This is a genomic window from Pseudotabrizicola alkalilacus (assembly GCF_003443995.1).
GTDB classification, from domain to species: domain Bacteria; phylum Pseudomonadota; class Alphaproteobacteria; order Rhodobacterales; family Rhodobacteraceae; genus Pseudotabrizicola; species Pseudotabrizicola alkalilacus.
On the sequence record NZ_QWEY01000008.1, the window covers coordinates 1 to 16,561 of the forward strand.

Annotated in this window: 21 protein-coding genes and 2 pseudogenes; 8 read left to right on the forward strand and 15 right to left on the reverse strand. The window is 61.5% G+C overall.

Going from position 1 to position 16,561, the window contains the following annotated elements:
* A pseudogene (locus D1012_RS14115) lies at positions 1–101 on the forward strand (IS5/IS1182 family transposase); the annotation flags it as partial.
* Positions 102–358: 257 nt separating this feature from the next.
* Here D1012_RS14115 and D1012_RS14120 read toward each other — a convergent pair.
* Positions 359–557: pseudogene (locus D1012_RS14120) on the reverse strand (phage integrase N-terminal SAM-like domain-containing protein); the annotation flags it as partial.
* Between the two features lie 266 nt (positions 558–823).
* Between D1012_RS14120 and D1012_RS14125 the strand changes: the two are divergent.
* Both D1012_RS14125 and D1012_RS14130 read left to right on the forward strand, forming a co-directional pair.
* Positions 824–1,048 carry an AbrB/MazE/SpoVT family DNA-binding domain-containing protein gene (locus D1012_RS14125; protein ID WP_118153416.1) on the forward strand — a complete coding sequence of 75 codons (225 nt, stop codon included), beginning with the start codon at positions 824–826 and terminating at the stop codon, positions 1,046–1,048.
* Positions 1,045–1,437 (forward strand): type II toxin-antitoxin system death-on-curing family toxin, encoded by a 393-nt coding sequence (locus D1012_RS14130; protein WP_118153419.1) that lies wholly within the window; start codon positions 1,045–1,047, stop codon positions 1,435–1,437. Before D1012_RS14125 ends, D1012_RS14130 begins: the two co-directional genes overlap by 4 nt.
* 6 nt (positions 1,438–1,443) lie before the next feature.
* Here D1012_RS14130 and D1012_RS14135 read toward each other — a convergent pair whose 3' ends face one another.
* On the reverse strand, positions 1,444–1,815 hold the full coding sequence (locus tag D1012_RS14135; RefSeq protein ID WP_118154016.1) for a LysR substrate-binding domain-containing protein: 372 nt from the start codon (positions 1,813–1,815) through the stop codon (positions 1,444–1,446).
* Between the two features lie 27 nt (positions 1,816–1,842).
* On the opposite strand from D1012_RS14135, the gene D1012_RS22990 reads away from it, so the two are divergent.
* Together D1012_RS22990 and D1012_RS22995 are read left to right on the forward strand one after the other, a co-directional pair.
* Complete coding sequence (locus D1012_RS22990; protein WP_233517130.1) at positions 1,843–2,079, forward strand: hypothetical protein; 237 nt, start codon at positions 1,843–1,845, stop codon at positions 2,077–2,079.
* Between the two features lie 81 nt (positions 2,080–2,160).
* Positions 2,161–2,502 carry an ATP-binding cassette domain-containing protein gene (locus D1012_RS22995; RefSeq protein WP_233517131.1) on the forward strand — a complete coding sequence of 114 codons (342 nt, stop codon included), beginning with the start codon at positions 2,161–2,163 and terminating at the stop codon, positions 2,500–2,502.
* 21 nt (positions 2,503–2,523) lie between these two features.
* Here D1012_RS22995 and D1012_RS14145 read toward each other — a convergent pair whose 3' ends face one another.
* Positions 2,524–3,306 (reverse strand): DMT family transporter, encoded by a 783-nt coding sequence (locus D1012_RS14145; RefSeq protein ID WP_118153423.1) that lies wholly within the window; start codon positions 3,304–3,306, stop codon positions 2,524–2,526.
* On the opposite strand from D1012_RS14145, the gene D1012_RS22840 reads away from it, so the two are divergent.
* On the forward strand, positions 3,254–3,637 hold the full coding sequence (locus tag D1012_RS22840; protein WP_267897831.1) for a LysR substrate-binding domain-containing protein: 384 nt from the start codon (positions 3,254–3,256) through the stop codon (positions 3,635–3,637). The genes D1012_RS14145 and D1012_RS22840 overlap by 53 nt on opposite strands.
* 20 nt (positions 3,638–3,657) lie before the next feature.
* Here D1012_RS22840 and D1012_RS14155 read toward each other — a convergent pair whose 3' ends face one another.
* The gene (locus D1012_RS14155) at positions 3,658–4,563 is read right to left on the reverse strand and encodes a LysR substrate-binding domain-containing protein (RefSeq protein WP_118153426.1); all 906 of its coding nucleotides are present in this window, start codon (positions 4,561–4,563) and stop codon (positions 3,658–3,660) included.
* Between the two features lie 95 nt (positions 4,564–4,658).
* On the opposite strand from D1012_RS14155, the gene D1012_RS14160 reads away from it, so the two are divergent.
* A complete protein-coding gene (locus D1012_RS14160; RefSeq protein WP_118153429.1) occupies positions 4,659–4,979 on the forward strand; it encodes a nuclear transport factor 2 family protein in 321 nt (106 codons plus the stop codon).
* Positions 4,979–5,758: an SDR family oxidoreductase gene (locus tag D1012_RS14165; RefSeq protein WP_118153432.1), complete on the forward strand. Its 780-nt coding sequence runs from the start codon at positions 4,979–4,981 to the stop codon at positions 5,756–5,758. The genes D1012_RS14160 and D1012_RS14165 overlap by 1 nt, the downstream gene beginning before the upstream one ends.
* 14 nt (positions 5,759–5,772) lie before the next feature.
* On the opposite strand, the gene D1012_RS22845 is transcribed toward D1012_RS14165, so the two are convergent.
* The 11 genes from D1012_RS22845 to D1012_RS14220 all read right to left on the reverse strand — a co-directional run bounded on the left by D1012_RS22845 (position 5,773) and on the right by D1012_RS14220 (position 16,429).
* Complete coding sequence (locus D1012_RS22845; protein ID WP_199489510.1) at positions 5,773–6,027, reverse strand: helix-turn-helix domain-containing protein; 255 nt, start codon at positions 6,025–6,027, stop codon at positions 5,773–5,775.
* Positions 6,024–6,752, reverse strand: a complete 729-nt coding sequence (locus tag D1012_RS14170) for a GlxA family transcriptional regulator (RefSeq protein WP_199489511.1) — start codon at positions 6,750–6,752, stop codon at positions 6,024–6,026. The genes D1012_RS22845 and D1012_RS14170 overlap by 4 nt, the downstream gene beginning before the upstream one ends.
* A 321-nt stretch (positions 6,753–7,073) precedes the next feature.
* Positions 7,074–7,403 carry a DUF4387 domain-containing protein gene (locus D1012_RS14180; protein WP_118153438.1) on the reverse strand — a complete coding sequence of 110 codons (330 nt, stop codon included), beginning with the start codon at positions 7,401–7,403 and terminating at the stop codon, positions 7,074–7,076.
* 8 nt (positions 7,404–7,411) lie between these two features.
* The gene (locus tag D1012_RS14185; protein WP_118153441.1) at positions 7,412–8,770 is read right to left on the reverse strand and encodes an acyclic terpene utilization AtuA family protein; all 1,359 of its coding nucleotides are present in this window, start codon (positions 8,768–8,770) and stop codon (positions 7,412–7,414) included.
* A 144-nt stretch (positions 8,771–8,914) separates the two neighbouring features.
* A complete protein-coding gene (locus D1012_RS14190) occupies positions 8,915–9,892 on the reverse strand; it encodes a sigma-54 interaction domain-containing protein (RefSeq protein WP_118153444.1) in 978 nt (325 codons plus the stop codon).
* Between the two features lie 24 nt (positions 9,893–9,916).
* Positions 9,917–10,978 (reverse strand): C45 family autoproteolytic acyltransferase/hydrolase, encoded by a 1,062-nt coding sequence (locus D1012_RS14195; RefSeq protein ID WP_118153447.1) that lies wholly within the window; start codon positions 10,976–10,978, stop codon positions 9,917–9,919.
* The gene (locus D1012_RS14200) at positions 10,975–11,979 is read right to left on the reverse strand and encodes an ABC transporter ATP-binding protein (protein ID WP_118153450.1); all 1,005 of its coding nucleotides are present in this window, start codon (positions 11,977–11,979) and stop codon (positions 10,975–10,977) included. The genes D1012_RS14195 and D1012_RS14200 overlap by 4 nt, the downstream gene beginning before the upstream one ends.
* Positions 11,976–12,965, reverse strand: a complete 990-nt coding sequence (locus D1012_RS14205; protein ID WP_118153453.1) for an ABC transporter ATP-binding protein — start codon at positions 12,963–12,965, stop codon at positions 11,976–11,978. The genes D1012_RS14200 and D1012_RS14205 overlap by 4 nt, the downstream gene beginning before the upstream one ends.
* On the reverse strand, positions 12,962–13,855 hold the full coding sequence (locus tag D1012_RS14210) for an ABC transporter permease (RefSeq protein WP_233517132.1): 894 nt from the start codon (positions 13,853–13,855) through the stop codon (positions 12,962–12,964). Before D1012_RS14210 ends, D1012_RS14205 begins: the two co-directional genes overlap by 4 nt.
* Positions 13,852–14,859 carry an ABC transporter permease gene (locus D1012_RS14215; RefSeq protein WP_118153457.1) on the reverse strand — a complete coding sequence of 336 codons (1,008 nt, stop codon included), beginning with the start codon at positions 14,857–14,859 and terminating at the stop codon, positions 13,852–13,854. Before D1012_RS14215 ends, D1012_RS14210 begins: the two co-directional genes overlap by 4 nt.
* A 28-nt stretch (positions 14,860–14,887) precedes the next feature.
* Positions 14,888–16,429, reverse strand: a complete 1,542-nt coding sequence (locus D1012_RS14220) for an ABC transporter substrate-binding protein (protein WP_199489512.1) — start codon at positions 16,427–16,429, stop codon at positions 14,888–14,890.
* Between the last annotated feature and the right edge of the window lie 132 nt (positions 16,430–16,561).

Sequence of the window (16,561 nt, forward strand, 5' to 3'; positions counted from 1 at the left end):
GGCTGAAGGACTGGCGACGGGTCGCAACCCGTTACGACAGATGCCCGAAGGTCTTCCTCTCAGCCATCGCCCTCGCCGCAACCGTCATGTTCTGGCTATGAAGCGAGAACGAGTCCTGACCCTAGTCGTCAAACGATCCGCACGATCAAGCATGGGCAATAATTTCTTTCTTTTATCCGGTTCCTTGGGGTGAAGAGACCAAAGATGAAACCCGACTGCAGGGCCGAATTGCGGCCAACTCAAGGCATTGACCCATCAAACAACTTATCTGCGGGTCTCGGCAAGCTCGAGATTTCATCGCACCAACAAATTCGCAAAATCAAACGACAATGTGGCAATCAAGATCGTTATACTGACCGCTCACCCCGGTGTCGGTCATGTGGAGCTGATAGGCGCGCAGATCCTCCGGCGTTGCCGTGTCGGGTGATCGTCCGAGGAAAGCGGCGAAACCCTTGATCGCCGGGATGTGCGACCTCTGTGCCTTGTCCTCCATCCCGCGGATGCGCATGATCTTTGATCATCCGCTGACGAAGCAGGCTTACTCTCTCCTCTGTCATGGAAGCCTTCTGTCTGATGATTGAGAAGGCCCCAATCGTCAGGCAAGTCAGGCAGATCGCAAAATGTGCGCAGTTGCGGGCGTCTCGCGCCATCAGCCAAATGCACCAATGCCACGGAGCGGCTTCGTTCATGGGCTCACTTCGCGTCGGTGCCTGCCCGAAGCACTGGCGGCACCAACCGGAATTGGGATGTTGATCTTAGTTTTGTTTGTCTTGTCCTCTGCCTGGCAGCAGGTATATACTAAAGCACATACGGGAGGTGCGCCATGATTGAAACGAAGATCCGCAAGGTTGGCAACTCGGCAGTAATGACGCTGACGACCGAGATGCTGACGCTCCTCGATGCCAAAGAGGGTGATACGCTGTATGTCGTGCGCACCGATGACGGAGCGCTCAAACTTATGGCTGAAGATCCTGGTCTTAAAGTTGCGCTTGAGGCTGCCGATGTCGTTATGAACGAAAACCGGGACCTGCTGCAGGCACTGGCATGACCGCTTGGGTTTGGATGCCCCTGCAGGCGCTGACGGTGATCCACGACCGTCAGATCGCGCGGCATGGCGGTGCATCGGGAACCCGCGATCCGGCGTTGCTGGAGATGGGCTGTGCTCGGGCGATGAACCTGGCTGCCTATGGCCAACCAGATGCGTTCGACATCGCGGCTGCCTACGCATTCGGGATCAGCAAGGCGCATGCCTTCGTCGACGGGAACAAGCGCACAGCCTTCGTCGCAGCCTTTACCTTCCTCCGGCTAAATGGGTGCAACCTGCGCCCTGATCCGAAAGAGGGTGTGCGGATGATGGAGGATCTTGCCTCCAGCCAGGTGACAGAGGCCAGCTTCGCCAGCTGGCTTAGGGCGATGGCGCAGAGATCAGCTACGTGAGCAAACCTAGTTCAGAAGCTGCGCCAGCAATCCCGCTACATGCCGAAGTCCCTTGTCCTTGGTCCTGCGGCGATGCCAGCCCAGATGCAGCGGGAAACCCGCCACGGGAATCGGCAGCGGCAGGCTGATCTGGTCCGGCCGCACCGCGACAAGGCGCGACGGCAGCATAGCGATCATGTTTGTCTCCTGCAACAGGCCCGGCACCATGATAAAGCTCGGCACCACCAGCCCGATCCTCCGGCTGCGGCCGATCCGGGCCAGTTCGCTGTCAAACGGGCTGCGCGTCTCACCCTTGCCCGACACAAGGATATGGGGGAACGCAAGCCAGCGGTCGAGACCGAAACCTTCGATCGCCGGATGGCCGAGGCGCATGCCCATCACGAACAGTCGGTCGGAGCAATCCGATTGAACAACAGCGGAAGCCACGCCAAGGCGCTGGTGACCATCGGTGAAACCGCGAACACGACCCCGGACGGGCGGATCCTGTTCCGCACCGGCAAGCTGTGGATCGAAAACGGCGAACGGGTCGCGCTGTTAGGGAAAAATGGCACTGGCAAGACACAACTGGTCGGTCGATTGCGAAGGGCACTGGCTGGGTCCGATCCCGACATCCGTCGAGCCGCCAGCCTGAAACCCGGCTAATCCGATCAGACTTTGTCGCAGCTTGAGGCCTTTCCAACGCCGTGGGAGGCCGCGACACAATCGGGCGACCAGACCGACCAGATGACCCGCAGCTTGCTTGCCGGGGCCGGGATCACGCTTGTCGCCCAGAGCGCGGCAATCGCCTGCCTCTCGGGCGGGCAGCGGGCCCGGCTGGCCATGCTGATGTTGCGACTTGCGCGCCCGAATTTCTACCTGCTGGACGAACCGACCAATCACCTCGACATCGAGGGGCAGGACATGCTGGAAAGCGAGTTGGTCGAACATGGTGCGGCCTGCCTGCTGGTCAGCCACGACCGCGCCTTTGTCCGTGCCGTGGCAACGCGGATCTGGGTGATCGAGGGCAAGCGGCTGATAGAGGTTGACGACCCTGACCCCGTCTTCGACCGGCTGATGGCTGGATAGCGTCGCCGCGCCATCTCCCCTTCACGCGAACCGCTTTGCGCCTGCCACGCACAGCACGGTCAGCATGGTCACGGCAAGCATCGTTCCAGCCACCTCTTCGCCCAGTAGCAGGCCGGCGAGCGCCAACCCAAAAAACGGTTGCAGCAGCTGCAACTGGCCCACGCCCGCAATCCCGCCAAGCGCGAGGCCGCGATACCAGAAGATGAACCCGATCAGCATGCTGAACAGCGAGACGTATCCGAGGCTCAGCCATTCAGGCGGGGTCACGGCTGAGAAATCCGGCTGCCAGCTTGCGGCCATCACCGGCAGCATCACCGGCAGCGACAGCACCAGCGCCCACGAGATCACCTGCCAGCCGCCAAGGTGGCGCGACAGGGTTGCCCCTTCGGCATAGCCCAGGCCACAGATCACGATGGCGGCCAGCATCAACAGATCGCCCGTCAGCGTGCCGCCACCGCTTTGCGTCCCGGCGAACAGCGCCACCGCGAGGCTGCCCGCGCAGGAAAACAGCCAGAAGGCCGGGCGAGGTCGCTCGCCCCCGCGCAGAACCCCAAAGATCGCCGTGGCCAGCGGCAAAAGACCGATGAAGACAATCGAGCGGGCCGAGGGTATGTGCAACAGCGCCAGCGCCGTCAGCAGCGGAAAGCCGATGACCACGCCCGCCGCCGTTATGGCAAGCGGCGCAAGATCGCGACGTCCGGGCCAAGGTTGGCGCAGCAGAACTAACACAGCAATCCCCAGCAACGCCGCGATCACCGCCCGTGCCGAGGTCAGGAACAGCGGCGAGACCCCCCCGACCGCCACCCGCGTTACCTATTCCGGGGGCGGCGACTGGCAGTTCCGACAGGGGCGCCGTTGGGTTTCGGTGCGGCCACGGGGACAGTTGCGGACGGATAGTGGCGAGACAATCGTGCAATGGGCGGTGGCCGGGCTTGGCATAAGCTATTTGCCGGCCTTTTTGGTACAAGATCAGCTGAAAGCCGGGTCGCTGGTGGAGTTGCTGGCCGATTACCTCTCGCCAGACTATGGCATCTACACCTTGCGTCCCCCCGGCCCCCGCACTTCGGCAAAGGTTGCGCTTGTTCTCGAGGCTCTGGCGGAACGAATGAAGCAAGCTGCTTACTTCGCCAGTTAGGGGCGCCCTGCGCTGATTGATCAGCCCGCCAACCCGGAGCGCGTTTCCTTGCGGACCATGGCCAGAAAGGCCACAAACCCGGCCGAAGGGTTGCGGCGGCCGGGGTAATACAAGCTGAATCCGGGGCGTGCAGGGGTCCAATCCTCGAGCAGGCGGATCATGCGACCGGCGGCGATGTCATCGGCCACGTCCGCTTCGTGGAACAGGCCGATGCCTGCGCCGTCCAGCACGGCAGCGCGGGCAATGGCGGCCTCGTCCACGGTCAGGCGGCCCACCGCCTCGAACGGGGCCGGTTCGCCGTCCTTCTCCAGCGGCCAGCGTAACAGCGCACCGTTGGGCAGGCGCACGCGGAGGCAATGAGCAGGGTCCAGATCGGCGGGCGACAGCGGCGCCGGATGCACCGCCAGCCACTTGGGCGCGGCCACGACCGCATGCCGCTGCGGCTGGCCCAGCGGCAATGCGATCATGTCGCGCGGCACCAGATCGGCGGGGCGGATGCCCAGATCGAATCCTTCGGCCACGATGTCGACCAGTCGCCCTTCGGTCACCAGATCGACCTGCATATCGGGATAGCGGCGCAGAAAGGCCAGCACCACGGGCGCCACGGCTCGGCCCGCCTGAACCGAGGCGTTGATCCGCAACATGCCCGAGGGAGTCGCGCGCTGAGAGCGGACCGTCTCCATCGCAGCGCGAATTTCGGCCAAGGCAGGGGAGACGCGGGCCACAAATTCCCGCCCCGCATCGGTCAGGGCGACGCTGCGGGTGGTCCGGTTGAACAGCCGCACGCCAAGCCCCGCCTCCAGCCGCGCAATCACATGCGACAGGGCCGTGGTCGACATGCCCAGATCCAGCGCCGCCGCGCGGAAAGTCCCGCGCCGCGCGATGGCCAGCACCGCCTCAATTCCCTTTAGACTGGTCCCCGTCATTGTCCCGATTCTGTCATCTTCAGATGCCAAATTATCCCGGTTATCCCACTGCGGGTCGAGGTCTATGTTCAGACGACAAACAATGAGGAACCGACATGACTCTGCCAAAACCGATCCAGACCTATTTCACCGCGCAGGCGCCGCAAGATGGCGCGGCGTTTGCGGCGGCCTTTGCACCAGATGCCATCGTCCATGACGAAGGCGCCACCCATCTCGGCCCTGCGCAGATAGAAGACTGGTGGAAGGCCGCCTTTGCAAAATATCGCCACCGGGCCGAGCCGTTGGACATGACCGAAGCGGGGGGCAAACTGTTGGTCCGCGCGCGGGTCAGCGGTGATTTTCCGGGCAGCCCGGCGGTGCTGACCTTTGCGTTCGCTCTGACGGGCGACCACATTCAGGATCTGAGGATCGGGTGATGGGCGATTTCCTGACATTGCAAGGCAAGCGCACATTGATCACCGGCGGCACCCAAGGGGCGGGCGCTGCGACCGTGGCCCTCTTTCGTGATCTGGGGGCACGGGTGATGACATCGGCCCGCCGCAATCCGGGCAACCTGCCCGAGACAGAGTTCGTTGCCGCCGACCTGACCACGCTGCAAGGCTGTGAAACCGTGGCCAAAGCGGTGCGCGGTCAACTGGGCGGGGTAGATATTCTGGTGCACATGCTGGGTGGCTCTGCAGCGCCGGGGGGCGGTTTTGCAGCTCTCGGTGAGGCGGAATGGCAGGCTGAACTGAACCTGAACCTGATGCCCGCCGTGCGGATGGATCGCGCGCTTTTGCCCGCCATGGTGGCGCAAGGGTCGGGCGTGGTGGTGCATGTCACCTCTATCCAGCGCGCATTGCCCTTGCCCGAGGCGACCACCGGCTATGCAAGCACCAAGGCCGCCCTGTCGGTCTATAGCAAAAGCCTGTCGAAAGAGGTGGCACCAAAGGGCGTGCGCGTGGTGCGTGTATCGCCCGGCTGGATCGCCACCGATGCGTCAATCCGGCTGGCAGAGCGTTTGGCAGCCCAAGCAGGGACCGATCTGGAGGGTGGCAAGAAGATGATCATGGACAGCCTTGGCGGCATCCCCTTGGGTCGCCCGACAACGCCCGAGGAAATTGCCAACCTGATTGCCTTTCTTGCCTCGGACCGGGCGGGCAGCATCACCGGCACTGAAGTTGTGATCGACGGGGGAACCGTGCCGACCGCATAAGGCGCGGCATCTGCTCAGGCCTCGGCGGACGATGATGCAATCCCGAACTGCTGGCGATAGGCTGCGGGGGGCAGACCTGTCAGTTTCTGGAACAGTTTGCGAAACGCCGCCGGGTCGGAATAGCCGACATCCCAGGCGATGCGGTCAACCGGGGTCTGCGACCGCTCCAACGCCTCGCGAGCCTTGGCGATGCGGACCTGCTGCAGATACTCGATCGGGGTGAACCCCGTCGCAGCACTGAACCGGCGCAGAAAGGTGCGTGCGGTCATCCCCGCTTGATCGGCCAGATGGTCACACCTTGCAACGTGCCGGATTGCGCATGGATCTGATGTTGGCTGGCGCGGATCGCTGCGTCGCCATGGTCAAAGCGCGGGATGAACTGGGCAAAGGGCAGCTGGCTGTGGCGCGGTGGCTCGATCAGCAGGAACCGCGCGGTTGCCAGCAGGGTGGCCGGGCCAAGCAGGCGCCCCACCAGCGTCAGGCCAAGATCCGCCCAGGCGAGGATGCCACCCGCGGTCACGATGTCGCCCTCGTCCACCACCATATGCTCCTCCGCCAGCTGCACCTTGGGGAAACGCTGTGCCAGTTGGTGGGCAAAGGCCCAATGCGTGGTCGCACGGCGCCCGTCCATCAGCCCGGTTTCCGCCAGCACGAAAGCCCCGGCGCAAACCGAACACAGGGTCGCGCCCGCTGTATGCTGGCCTATCAGCCCCTGCGCCGCCATGGGCGCAGGGGCCATCCGCTCGGGCATGACGATGCTGGGCGGGGCGATGATATGGGTCAAGCGGTGGGCCGTGCCGGGGTGGCTGTCCCATATGCAGGTGACGCCTGCCTCATCGGCCTTCCAGTGCGAAACCCGGATGGCGCGTTTGTCCTCACCCGTCCAGTTCCCGGCAATCTGGAACAGGTCGGTCAGCCCATGAATCGCGGCCATCGCGCAGCCGGGGTAAATCAGCAGGCCAATGTCGGCCACCAGCTCCAGCTTTTGCGTCATTGTCCGATATGACCCGTTAGCTGTCATTTCCGCCACGCCTCTTGGTGCATCGCAGGGCGTAGATTCTCCATACCGAAAGGCACCGCAATGAACCCAACGATGACCAGACGCACACGGATGATGACCGGGGCCGCAGCGGCCGCCCTTCTGATCCTGAACCGCACAACCAACGCAAACACGGAAAGAATCTTTATCATGGCAACCTTCACCACCACCGACGGCACCAACATCTTCTACAAAGACTGGGGCCCGCGCGATGCGCAGCCCAGCCACCTCTGCTGGCAAGAGAAGACATCGGCATTTGGTCAGACGGTCAGACGGTCAGGCAGAAATATCTACCTCTACATCCAAGAACGGAGCATACTGTTGCGCGCCAAAGATATCACCATCCCCGGCGCTCCCCGATGGACGCACACGCAGAATGGTGAACTTGATCGCATAGGCCGGATCGTACTCGACAAAATCCGTCAGTCGTCCCGGATCAATCTTCAGGATGTGGCAGACGCTGTCGCGGGTCAGCGCGCCAGACCGTTTCACCAGATCATAGGTCTCGCGTTCCCGGAAGATAATGTCGAAGGTGATCTTGTCCGTGCCGGCGTTCTTGGAACGGATCGTTTTCGCCAGATCGGAAAGTTTCTTGACGTTGTTCATGGGGTACCTCAGCCGACGGTTTCGCTATGGGTCGGGAACAGTTCCATAGGGCTGCTGACCGACATGGTATGGTTCAGTGTCCAACGATACGCGGGACTTGCCTGCAGCACCTCATCCAGCACAAAAGACACGCCGCCCGCAGTTCCCTTTACCTCTGGCAGCCGCGCATAAAACATTTGCCGCGTTCCGGTCATGCAGACCTCTTCTGCCATTTCGCGCGTGGGCGCGACACCTTGAACGACGACGCAAAGTTCATGGCCTGGCTTGTCTTTCAGGGGCTCCATGTCCCCCATGACTCCGTTGCGGCCAAAAACGTTGTAATGCAGCTCCCACCCGGTCGGGCCAAAGCGCTCGATCGTTTGCGTGCGCGCCCAGTCTATGACGGCGTCAACATTGGCGATGGTGTAGGGATCACGGATGCCCGCCATGCCAACGAAACGCTCCCCCACCTTGCCCGATCCTTCCAGTTTCACCCTGAAATCTTCTGCCGGAACAAAGTCCATACCGGTTACTCGGGTGGTCTTTTCGCTGATCTGGTCATAGTGGCAATCGGTCATGTCCAACATGCCGCCAGCCACGAATTCGTGGAACGGGTTTGACCGTTCATACATCGCATGGCCCGCAACCGAGGCGACGGTGCAGCGTTGCCATGAGGCCATTGCGGTGACCTCTACCGCTTCGGGCGTGATCTCGCCCATGACGGTTTCTTTGGCGCCGTAAGGTTCTGCACAGAACGACGCACATTCCAGAACCTTGCCGAGGTAGTAGCTTTGCGCCTCGGGAAACCCCTTGAACAACGCGCAGGCCGCAAAGATGGCGCTGTCGGATGACCGCCCGCCGATGATCACATCACAGCCGTCTTCCAGCAATTTGACAAAGGGGTGGACACCCGCCATCGCCACCACACGCGACGTGGCGTCAAGTTCCGCCTCGGTCAGATCTTCGCGCGCATCCAGCCCACGTATGGCCGAGCCGTCACGGATTTTGGTGCGGACATACTCGCGATCCACCTCCGAATAGAACCAGCCCAGCTTGAAGGGCGCAAGGTTGTGCCGGGCGGCAATGTCACGAATGATCTGAACAAACATATCCACGCGTGAATTTGTGCCGGTGTCGCCCGCCGAACCGATCACCATCGGCACACCCAGACGACGCGCAGCCAACAGCATTTCTTCAAGATCATGCTCTTGCCACGAACGGGGGCTTGCACAGCTGTCATTGCCCAGAGGCACCGGGCCGATGTCATCGCTGCCAGAGTCCGCCGCGATGAAATCGGGTTTTGTTTCAACCGCAAGCCGGAAACTCTCGGTCTTGAGAGGGGCAAAGCCCAGATGCCCATTCGGGCAGATGATTCTGATGGAAGACATTCGATCCCTCGCACATCGCGTTTCAATGAGTTATATGCACGTTGCGTGCCAAAATGAGGGGCAAAAACACCGCGCAACTTTGGGGAAACCCGGATGCCTTGCGCGAAAAGCACGCGGGCGTGCGCACATCACGCAACGCATGAATCAGGATTTCAGAAGGCCCAGCTTTATCATCTGGTGGCGCAGGGCGTGGCGCGACAGACCGAGCGCTTTCGCCGCCTCTTGCGGGTTGCCGTTGGCCTGTGACATCGCCTGACCGATCATGGCGCGCTGAAAGGAATCGGTCGCGACATGATAATCCTCTGACCTCATCAGCGGGGCAGCGGCGATTGGGTCTGACTGCCCCGACACCGAGCGCAGAATGCGGTCGGGCAAATGTCGTGGCAAGATCATGTCTTCATCTTCCAGAATGAAGATGCGTTCGAGCAGGTTTTCCAGCTCCCGAACATTGCCGGGCCAAGCGTATCGCAGAAAAATCTGTTCGGTTTCGGGGGTCAGCCCGCGCATCGTTCGCCCATAGGTCTTGTTGAAACGCGCGATGAAATGGCGCGCCAATGTCAGTACATCTTCGCCGCGTTCCCGCAGCGCAGGCAGATTCACCGCCACCACCTGAAGCCGATAATAAAGATCTTCACGGAACCGGCCCGACGTGACTTCGGACAAGAGCACCTTGTTGGTGGCGGCAATAAAGCGCACATCGACCTTGACCGGCTTGACCGCGCCCACACGTCGAAATTGTTGAGTGTCCAACAATGTCAGAAGCTTGGCCTGCAAGGTCAGGTCCAGCTCCCGTATTTCATCCAGAAAGACGCTGCCATGGTCCGCAGCCTCGACCAACCCCATCTTGCGGTCTATTGCGCCGGTAAAAGCACCTTTCTCGTGGCCGAACAGCTCAGACTCCATCAAATTCGCTGGCAGGGCGGCGCAGTTGATGTCAACGAAATCACGGTTCGCGCGGCTGGACATCTGGTGGATCATCCGGGCAACCAGCCCCTTGCCGACACCGGTTTCGCCATAAATCAATACCGTTCGCGTCGGGCTGCCGCCGATCCGTTCGACCAGCCTGCGCAAAGCTTCTACCGCTGGCGACGTGCCGACCAGTTCGTTCCCGTAGTTTGCCATGCCGCCCCTGCGTTTCGTAGGTAATCACCGGGAAGGTTCAATCCTTTGCCACCGGCTCAGACAGGGTGCCCCGTCGCTGATCTCCATGCCGCCGATACTACAGGAATAAACGACCGAGGAAATGGTTTCAGACCCATCGACATCATCTGCGTGCTGGCATAGCGGCGCAGAGCCAGGGCCGGGATGGGTGGCCATCAAGTCTTTTGCTTCCTGGACAGTCCATGTCCGGTCCGGCAAGACACGGCCAAGAAAATCGAAACGCTGATGCGAATTACTGGCAATTTTGTCCCCGTCCGGGCCAAGTGTTTCCGCCCGCGTCTGCGTTGCCGTGTAATGATTGGTCCGCCACTGCACGCCGCCTTGCGTGATGACCGGGCCGCTGGCTGACAGCTCCACCGCTGCGGTTGCTCCCCCTTGATCTGCGAGAACCAGCGTGCCGCCGCCGGCGTGTGGCAAACTGCGGATCAGCACTACAGCCTCAGCCACAGTGCGTGCGCGCGCAAGCAGGCGCGGCAAAAGGAAATAGCGCAACCAACCGACGCGATGCCGGTTCACCGCAACCTGCGTGTCAGCCACCGCAAGGCCTGCGGCGTTGATGCCCGACGACCACGCCGCCAAACTGCCAAGGCTGCTCAGGCTAAGCACCTGACCCGTCACGATATCGGGGCCGGAATGCCGCAAAACGCATTGAATCCCCGCGTGAACCCCTGAGGTGTCGCGGTTTTTCACCACCAGCGCCCCCTCTGGCCCAGAGGGAACCACCCACGCACTGCACCCGTCAAGAAGCGTGCCCCCCCCTTTGATATCACGCAGGGTGCCAAGATGCAGATGGGCGAAAAGGTCCGGCTCTGCGAGGCCAAAGGCTGCTGCCACGCCGACCAGCTCGGACAGACTTTCGGGGTCGTGATGTTCATGAAACGCGCGTTGCGCCGCCAGATAGGTCTCGGCCGCGGCGTCAATCACACCTTCGGCACGGGCGCGTTCTACCCGCGCGACAGTGGCATTGCGCACCGCATCAACCGAGGCCGCCCCCGCCTGCGCCCTGCCCCGTTCATAGGCGGTGCCATTGACCGAAACCTCGATCATCGTGTTTCTTCCAACAGCGTGTGTCCTTCTTCAAGCCGGTGACAGGCCGCGAAATGTTCCGCACCCACGGTTTGCGAAACCGGAACAACCGTCTGGCAGATCGGAATGGCCAAAGGACAGCGCGTGTGGAATTTGCAGCCGTTGGGCGGGTTCAATGGCGAGGGTAGATCGCCCTGAAGCCGCACCCTGCCCTTCGCGCGCTTGGCACCGATTTCGGGCACCGCAGACAGCAGACTCTGGGTATAGGGATGGCGCGGATTGTCCAGAACCGATGCCACCGGCCCGGTCTCAACAATCTCGCCCAGATACATCACAGCGACCCGGTCGCTCAGGTAGCCGATCACCGAAATGTCGTGACTGATGAACAGATAGGTCAGCCCCAGTTCCTGTTTCAACTCCAGCAACAGCGCAATGATCTGCGCCTGAATAGACACATCCAGCGCAGACACTGGTTCATCGCAGACGATGAATTCGGGGTTGGACACAAGCGCCCGCGCGATGCCGATGCGCTGTCGCTGCCCGCCAGAAAACTGGTGCGGGTAGCGGTCGATCTGATCTGGCTGCAAGCCCACACGTTGCAAGACCTGTGTGGTGATGGCACGCGCTTCGTCTCCGCTGGCGATGTCATGCAGTGCCAGGGGCAAGCCGACGATTTCGGCCACAGTCCGGCGGGGGTTCAGGCTGGCGTAGGGATCTTGAAAGATGATCTGCATCCGCCGCCGTATCGCCTTGAGCGCCGGTGGCGAAAGCGCCGTCACATCTTCGCCATCAAACACAACCTTGCCTTCGGTCGGTTCATGCAGCCGCAGGATTGCGCGGCCCAAGGTGGATTTGCCGCAGCCACTTTCGCCGATCAGGCCCAGAACCTCGCCCTTGTTCACATGCAGCGACACACCGTTTACCGCCCGCACCACGGTCTTGCGTCCGCCGGTCAGACGCTGCGCCAGCGACAGGCGGCCCTCGTAGTGCTTCGACAGATTGGTAACCTCAAGCAGGCTCATGACGTTTCCTCCAACCGCAGACACCGGGCGCGGCGACCGGGTCCGGCAGACAGCATCGGCACCTCAACCAGACAGTCAGGCTGCGCCAGCGGGCAGCGCGAGTGGAACCGGCATTGTGGCGCAAGACCCATCAGGTTTGGCACTTGCCCCTTGATCGGGGTCAGCGGTTGCCCCCGCAGTGCCGGACGCGGGATGGATGCCAGAAGTCCACGGGTATATGGGTGACGCGGATGGCTGATCACATCGTCGGTCGGCCCCTCTTCGACGACCTGACCGGCATACATCACCATCACGCGGTCGCAATGCTCGGCCACCACACCAAGGTCATGTGTGATCAGTGCCACTGCCATTCCCATCTGGCCCCGGATGTCTGAGATCAGTTCAAGCACCTGCGCCTGAATGGTTACATCCAGCGCCGTGGTGGGCTCGTCGGCGATCAACAGCTTGGGACGACATGCAAGGGCGATGGCGATCATGATCCGCTGTCGCATTCCCCCCGAAAATTCATGAGGATACTGGCGCAGACGCGAGTCCGGCGACGGGATGCCAACCAGTCCCAGCATCTCGACGCAGCGATCCCTGATCGCGGCACGACGGGCAGCGCGGCCTTTGGGCAGGGTCTCGTCATGCGCGATCAACACCTCGGCGAGTTGTTCGCCCACTGTCAGCGCAGGGTTCAGCGCCGTCAGCGCGTCCTGCATCGTCATTGCGATATCGCGACCACGCACGCCCCGCATCTCTTCCGCAGACATTCCACGCAGATCGCGCCCGTCGAAAAAGATGGTGCCCTGCGTGACATGTCCGGGCGGGCGCACCAGCCCCATGATCGACGAAAACGTCACAGACTTGCCCGAGCCGCTTTCGCCCACCACGCCCAGGCATTCCCCGCGTGAGATTTGCAGGCTCACGCCATCAACCGCGCGCACCAGCCCGGCGCGGGCCGTAAATTCTGTCCGCAGGTTGGTCACTTCAAGCAGAACGGTCATTCGCTGAACCTCGGATCAAAGGCGTCACGCAATCCCTGGCTGGCCACGTTGATGGCCAGAACAAGAAGCACGATCGCCAGCCCCGGAAAGGTGGACACCCACCACGCCTCAAGGATAAAGGCGCGCCCGTCCGACACCATGCTGCCCCAGCTTGCGGTGGGGGGCTGCACGCCGAGCCCGAGGAAAGACAGCGATGCCTCAAGGATGATGACATTGGCCATGCGGATCGTGGCGACCACAATCACAGGCGACATGATGTTGGGCAGGATCTCGCGCCACATAATGTGGCCCGACCCCGCACCCAACGCACGGGCGGCCTCGACATATTCCAGTTCGCGCACCGCCAGCGTTTCACCCCGCACCACGCGACATGGAATGACCCACTCCTTATACGCAAGCGCCAGCACGATATTGAACAGCCCCGGCCCCATCATCGCCATCAGACCGATGGCAAAAATCAGATAGGGAAAGCCCAGCAAAATATCGACCACGCGCCCGATCACCACATCGACCCAGCCGCGAAAATACCCGGCCGCTAGGCCGGCCAGAATGCCGACCCCCGTGGCCAGAACGATCACCACCACCCCGATAAAGATCGAGATGCGCGCGCCGTAGATGATGCGCGACAGGATATCGCGGCCAAGCCCGTCACAGCCAAGAACAAAGGCCCAGTCGCCCCCCTCCATCCAGGCGGGCGGCTGCAGCCTGCGAAACAGGTCAGTCTGATTGGGGTCATGCGGTGCGATCAGGGGCGCCGCAACGGTCATGATGACAAAGATCAGCACCACGATGACAGACGCCATCGCCAGACGGTTGCGGCGAAAGTCGCGCAGATTGCGGCGGAACAGCGAGTCTGCTGGCGGGGTATGAGCAAGGGTTACATCGGTCACAGCTTCACCCTCGGGTTCAGGACGGTGTAGAGGATATCGGCGACAAAATTCAGGAGCACATAGGTGACCGCGTAAAGCAGCACCGCGGCCTGCACGAGCGGGTAGTTGCGCAGGAAAATGCTTTCCACCACCAAGCGGCCAAGACCCGGCCAGCCAAAGACGGCTTCCACAATCATATTGCCCCCCAGCAGGCTGCCAGTTTCGATGGCGGCAACCGAAACAGTCGGGATCAAGGCGTTCTTCAGCGCATGGCGGAACAGGACCCGGCGGCGCGACAGGCCCTTGGCATCGGCAAAGGTGACGTAGTCCTGACGCAAGACCTCCAGCATCGACGCGCGGGTGACGCGCATCAGGATCGCCGTCATCGGAAGCCCCAAGGTAATCGCGGGCAACAAGATATGGCGCAACGCATCGCCAAAGGCGGCCAGATCACGGTGGAGCAACGTATCGATCAGCAAAAAACCCGTGATCGTCGGAACCTCACTGGAATAGCCAATCCGGCCAGAGACTGGCAGGATCTGAAGTTGCACCGCGAACAGCATGATCAACAGAAGGCCGAACCAGAATCCCGGCAGCGACACCCCAAGTAACGAGCCGACGGTTGCCAACCGATCAAGGATGGAATTCTTGCGGATCGCAGCCAGCACGCCCAGTGGAATTGCTGTCACCAATGCCACGATCAGGGCGACAAGGCTCAGTTCGATGGTTGCGGGCAGACGTTCGGCAATCACGTCGCTTACCGGGCGGCGGTGGTAATAGCTGGTGCCAAAATCGAACTGCAGGGCATTGCGCAGAAAGATGAAGAACCGTTCCAGCAAGGATCGGTCAAGGCCCAGACCACGCCGCAACTCCGCCTCCTGCTCGGGTGTGATCGACTGATCGCCGATGATGATTTGCACCGGATCGCCCGGTGTCAGCGCCATCATCAGGAATGCGATGGCGCTGACACCCAACAGGACGGGTATAAGTTGCAGCAAACGTTCCAGTAATCTGCTCAGACTCATGCTCGCCCCCTTTGGTTGTGATCAATGCTCAGTTGATGCAGGCGTCGTGCAGATTGATCCTGCTGTCGGCGCTGGGCGCCCAGCCGGACAGCTTTTTCGACACGCCGTAAATGTCCTGCGGGACCCAGAGATAGACGTAGGGTTGATCGGCGTTGATCATCAACTCCGCCTCGCGATACATCCCGGCGCGCTTTTCCGCATCCATTTCAACGGCGGCTTGATCCAGCAGCGCATCCAGTGCGGGATTGGCATAGCCAGCCGAATTGCCCCGATCATTGGTCTTGTGCGTCGGTGTGAAGATGTCGAACGGGTCGAGCGAGCCATTCCCCCAGCTGGAGAAATACATATCACCCGATTTCGGCTTGCCAGCAGTGCGCCACTTTTCGGTCAGTTGCGCGCTTTCGCCCACCGCGACTGTCGTGCGGATGCCCGCGTTCGTCAGCATGGAGGCGATAGCCTCGGCAGTGTCCTTGAAAGCACCTTCAGTGTCCATCGTGATACTGATGCCGTCCGGATATCCCGCCTCGGCCAGCAGCGCCTTTGCCTTTTCGGGATCATAGGAAACAGCCGGAAGCTCGCTTGAGCCAAAGGCATCGGGAGACAGGATGCCTTCGATCCGGGCGGCTGTTCCGTCAAGAATGCGGTCAATGATCAGATCCTTGTCGATGGCATGGGCCGCAGCCTGACGCACCTTGAGGTCATCGAACACCTCGCCTTGCAGGTTCATCGCCAGGAAGAAACTGCGCGTGCCGTTCACCGTCATCACGTCGGTTCCCGCATTCGCCTTGACCTGTGCAATCGAAAAGGTGGGCAGTTCGTTGATGATATGAACGTCGCCCGCCAGTAGCGCCGCAACACGGCTGGCGCTTTCGGGGATGATCTTGAAAATCACCCGTTCAACACAAGCCGCGCCGACTGGCGCGATATCAGGCGCGCCGCCGTAATAATCGTCAAAGCGCTGCAGGATGATCGCATCCCCTTTGCGCCATTCCCCCAGCTTGAAGGGTCCGGTGCCGTTGGACATGGTCGCCATGCCTGCGGTGCCGTTTGCTTCGACAAACGCCTTCGACACAATCTGCTGGTTGGGCAGCATCGCAGGCAGGATCGGCCACGGCTCCTTGAGCGTGATGCGAACGGTGTCGCCGTCGACAATCTCGACCGAGGCAACCGGCCCCATCAACCCCTGTCGCGGGCTGGTCTGACCATCGCCCATAGCGCCCTCGACCGTTACACGATCCAGGGTGAACTTGACATCTTCGGCGGTCATCTCGGTCCCGTCGTGGAACTTGATGCCCGAGCGGATCTTGAAGTCATAAACCGTGGGGGAAACCTGGGTCATCGCCTCGGCAATTTCGGGCACGACACGCATGTCGGGGTCGCGTGTCAGCAAACCGTCGTAGATGTTTCGGATGACTGTCTCGGTTTCGCGTTTGCGGTGGTTGGCCGGGTCAAGCGTATCAGCATCCAGTGTAAAGCCAACGATCAGATCCTCGGCCACCACGGCGGCGGGCATCAAGGCAGGGCAAGTGGCCAAGGCAGTGGCCAGCAAGAGGCGTGGCAGTGCGTTCATTGGAATTCTCCCTTATGAGTGTGCCCCGATTGCGGGTGCGTGGTCCATTCAGATGCGGACAGGAACAGATATGCACAGGCCGTGCCAAAATTTGGCGGCACTACGGGCTGATCGATGCGGCTCTAGGCGCGA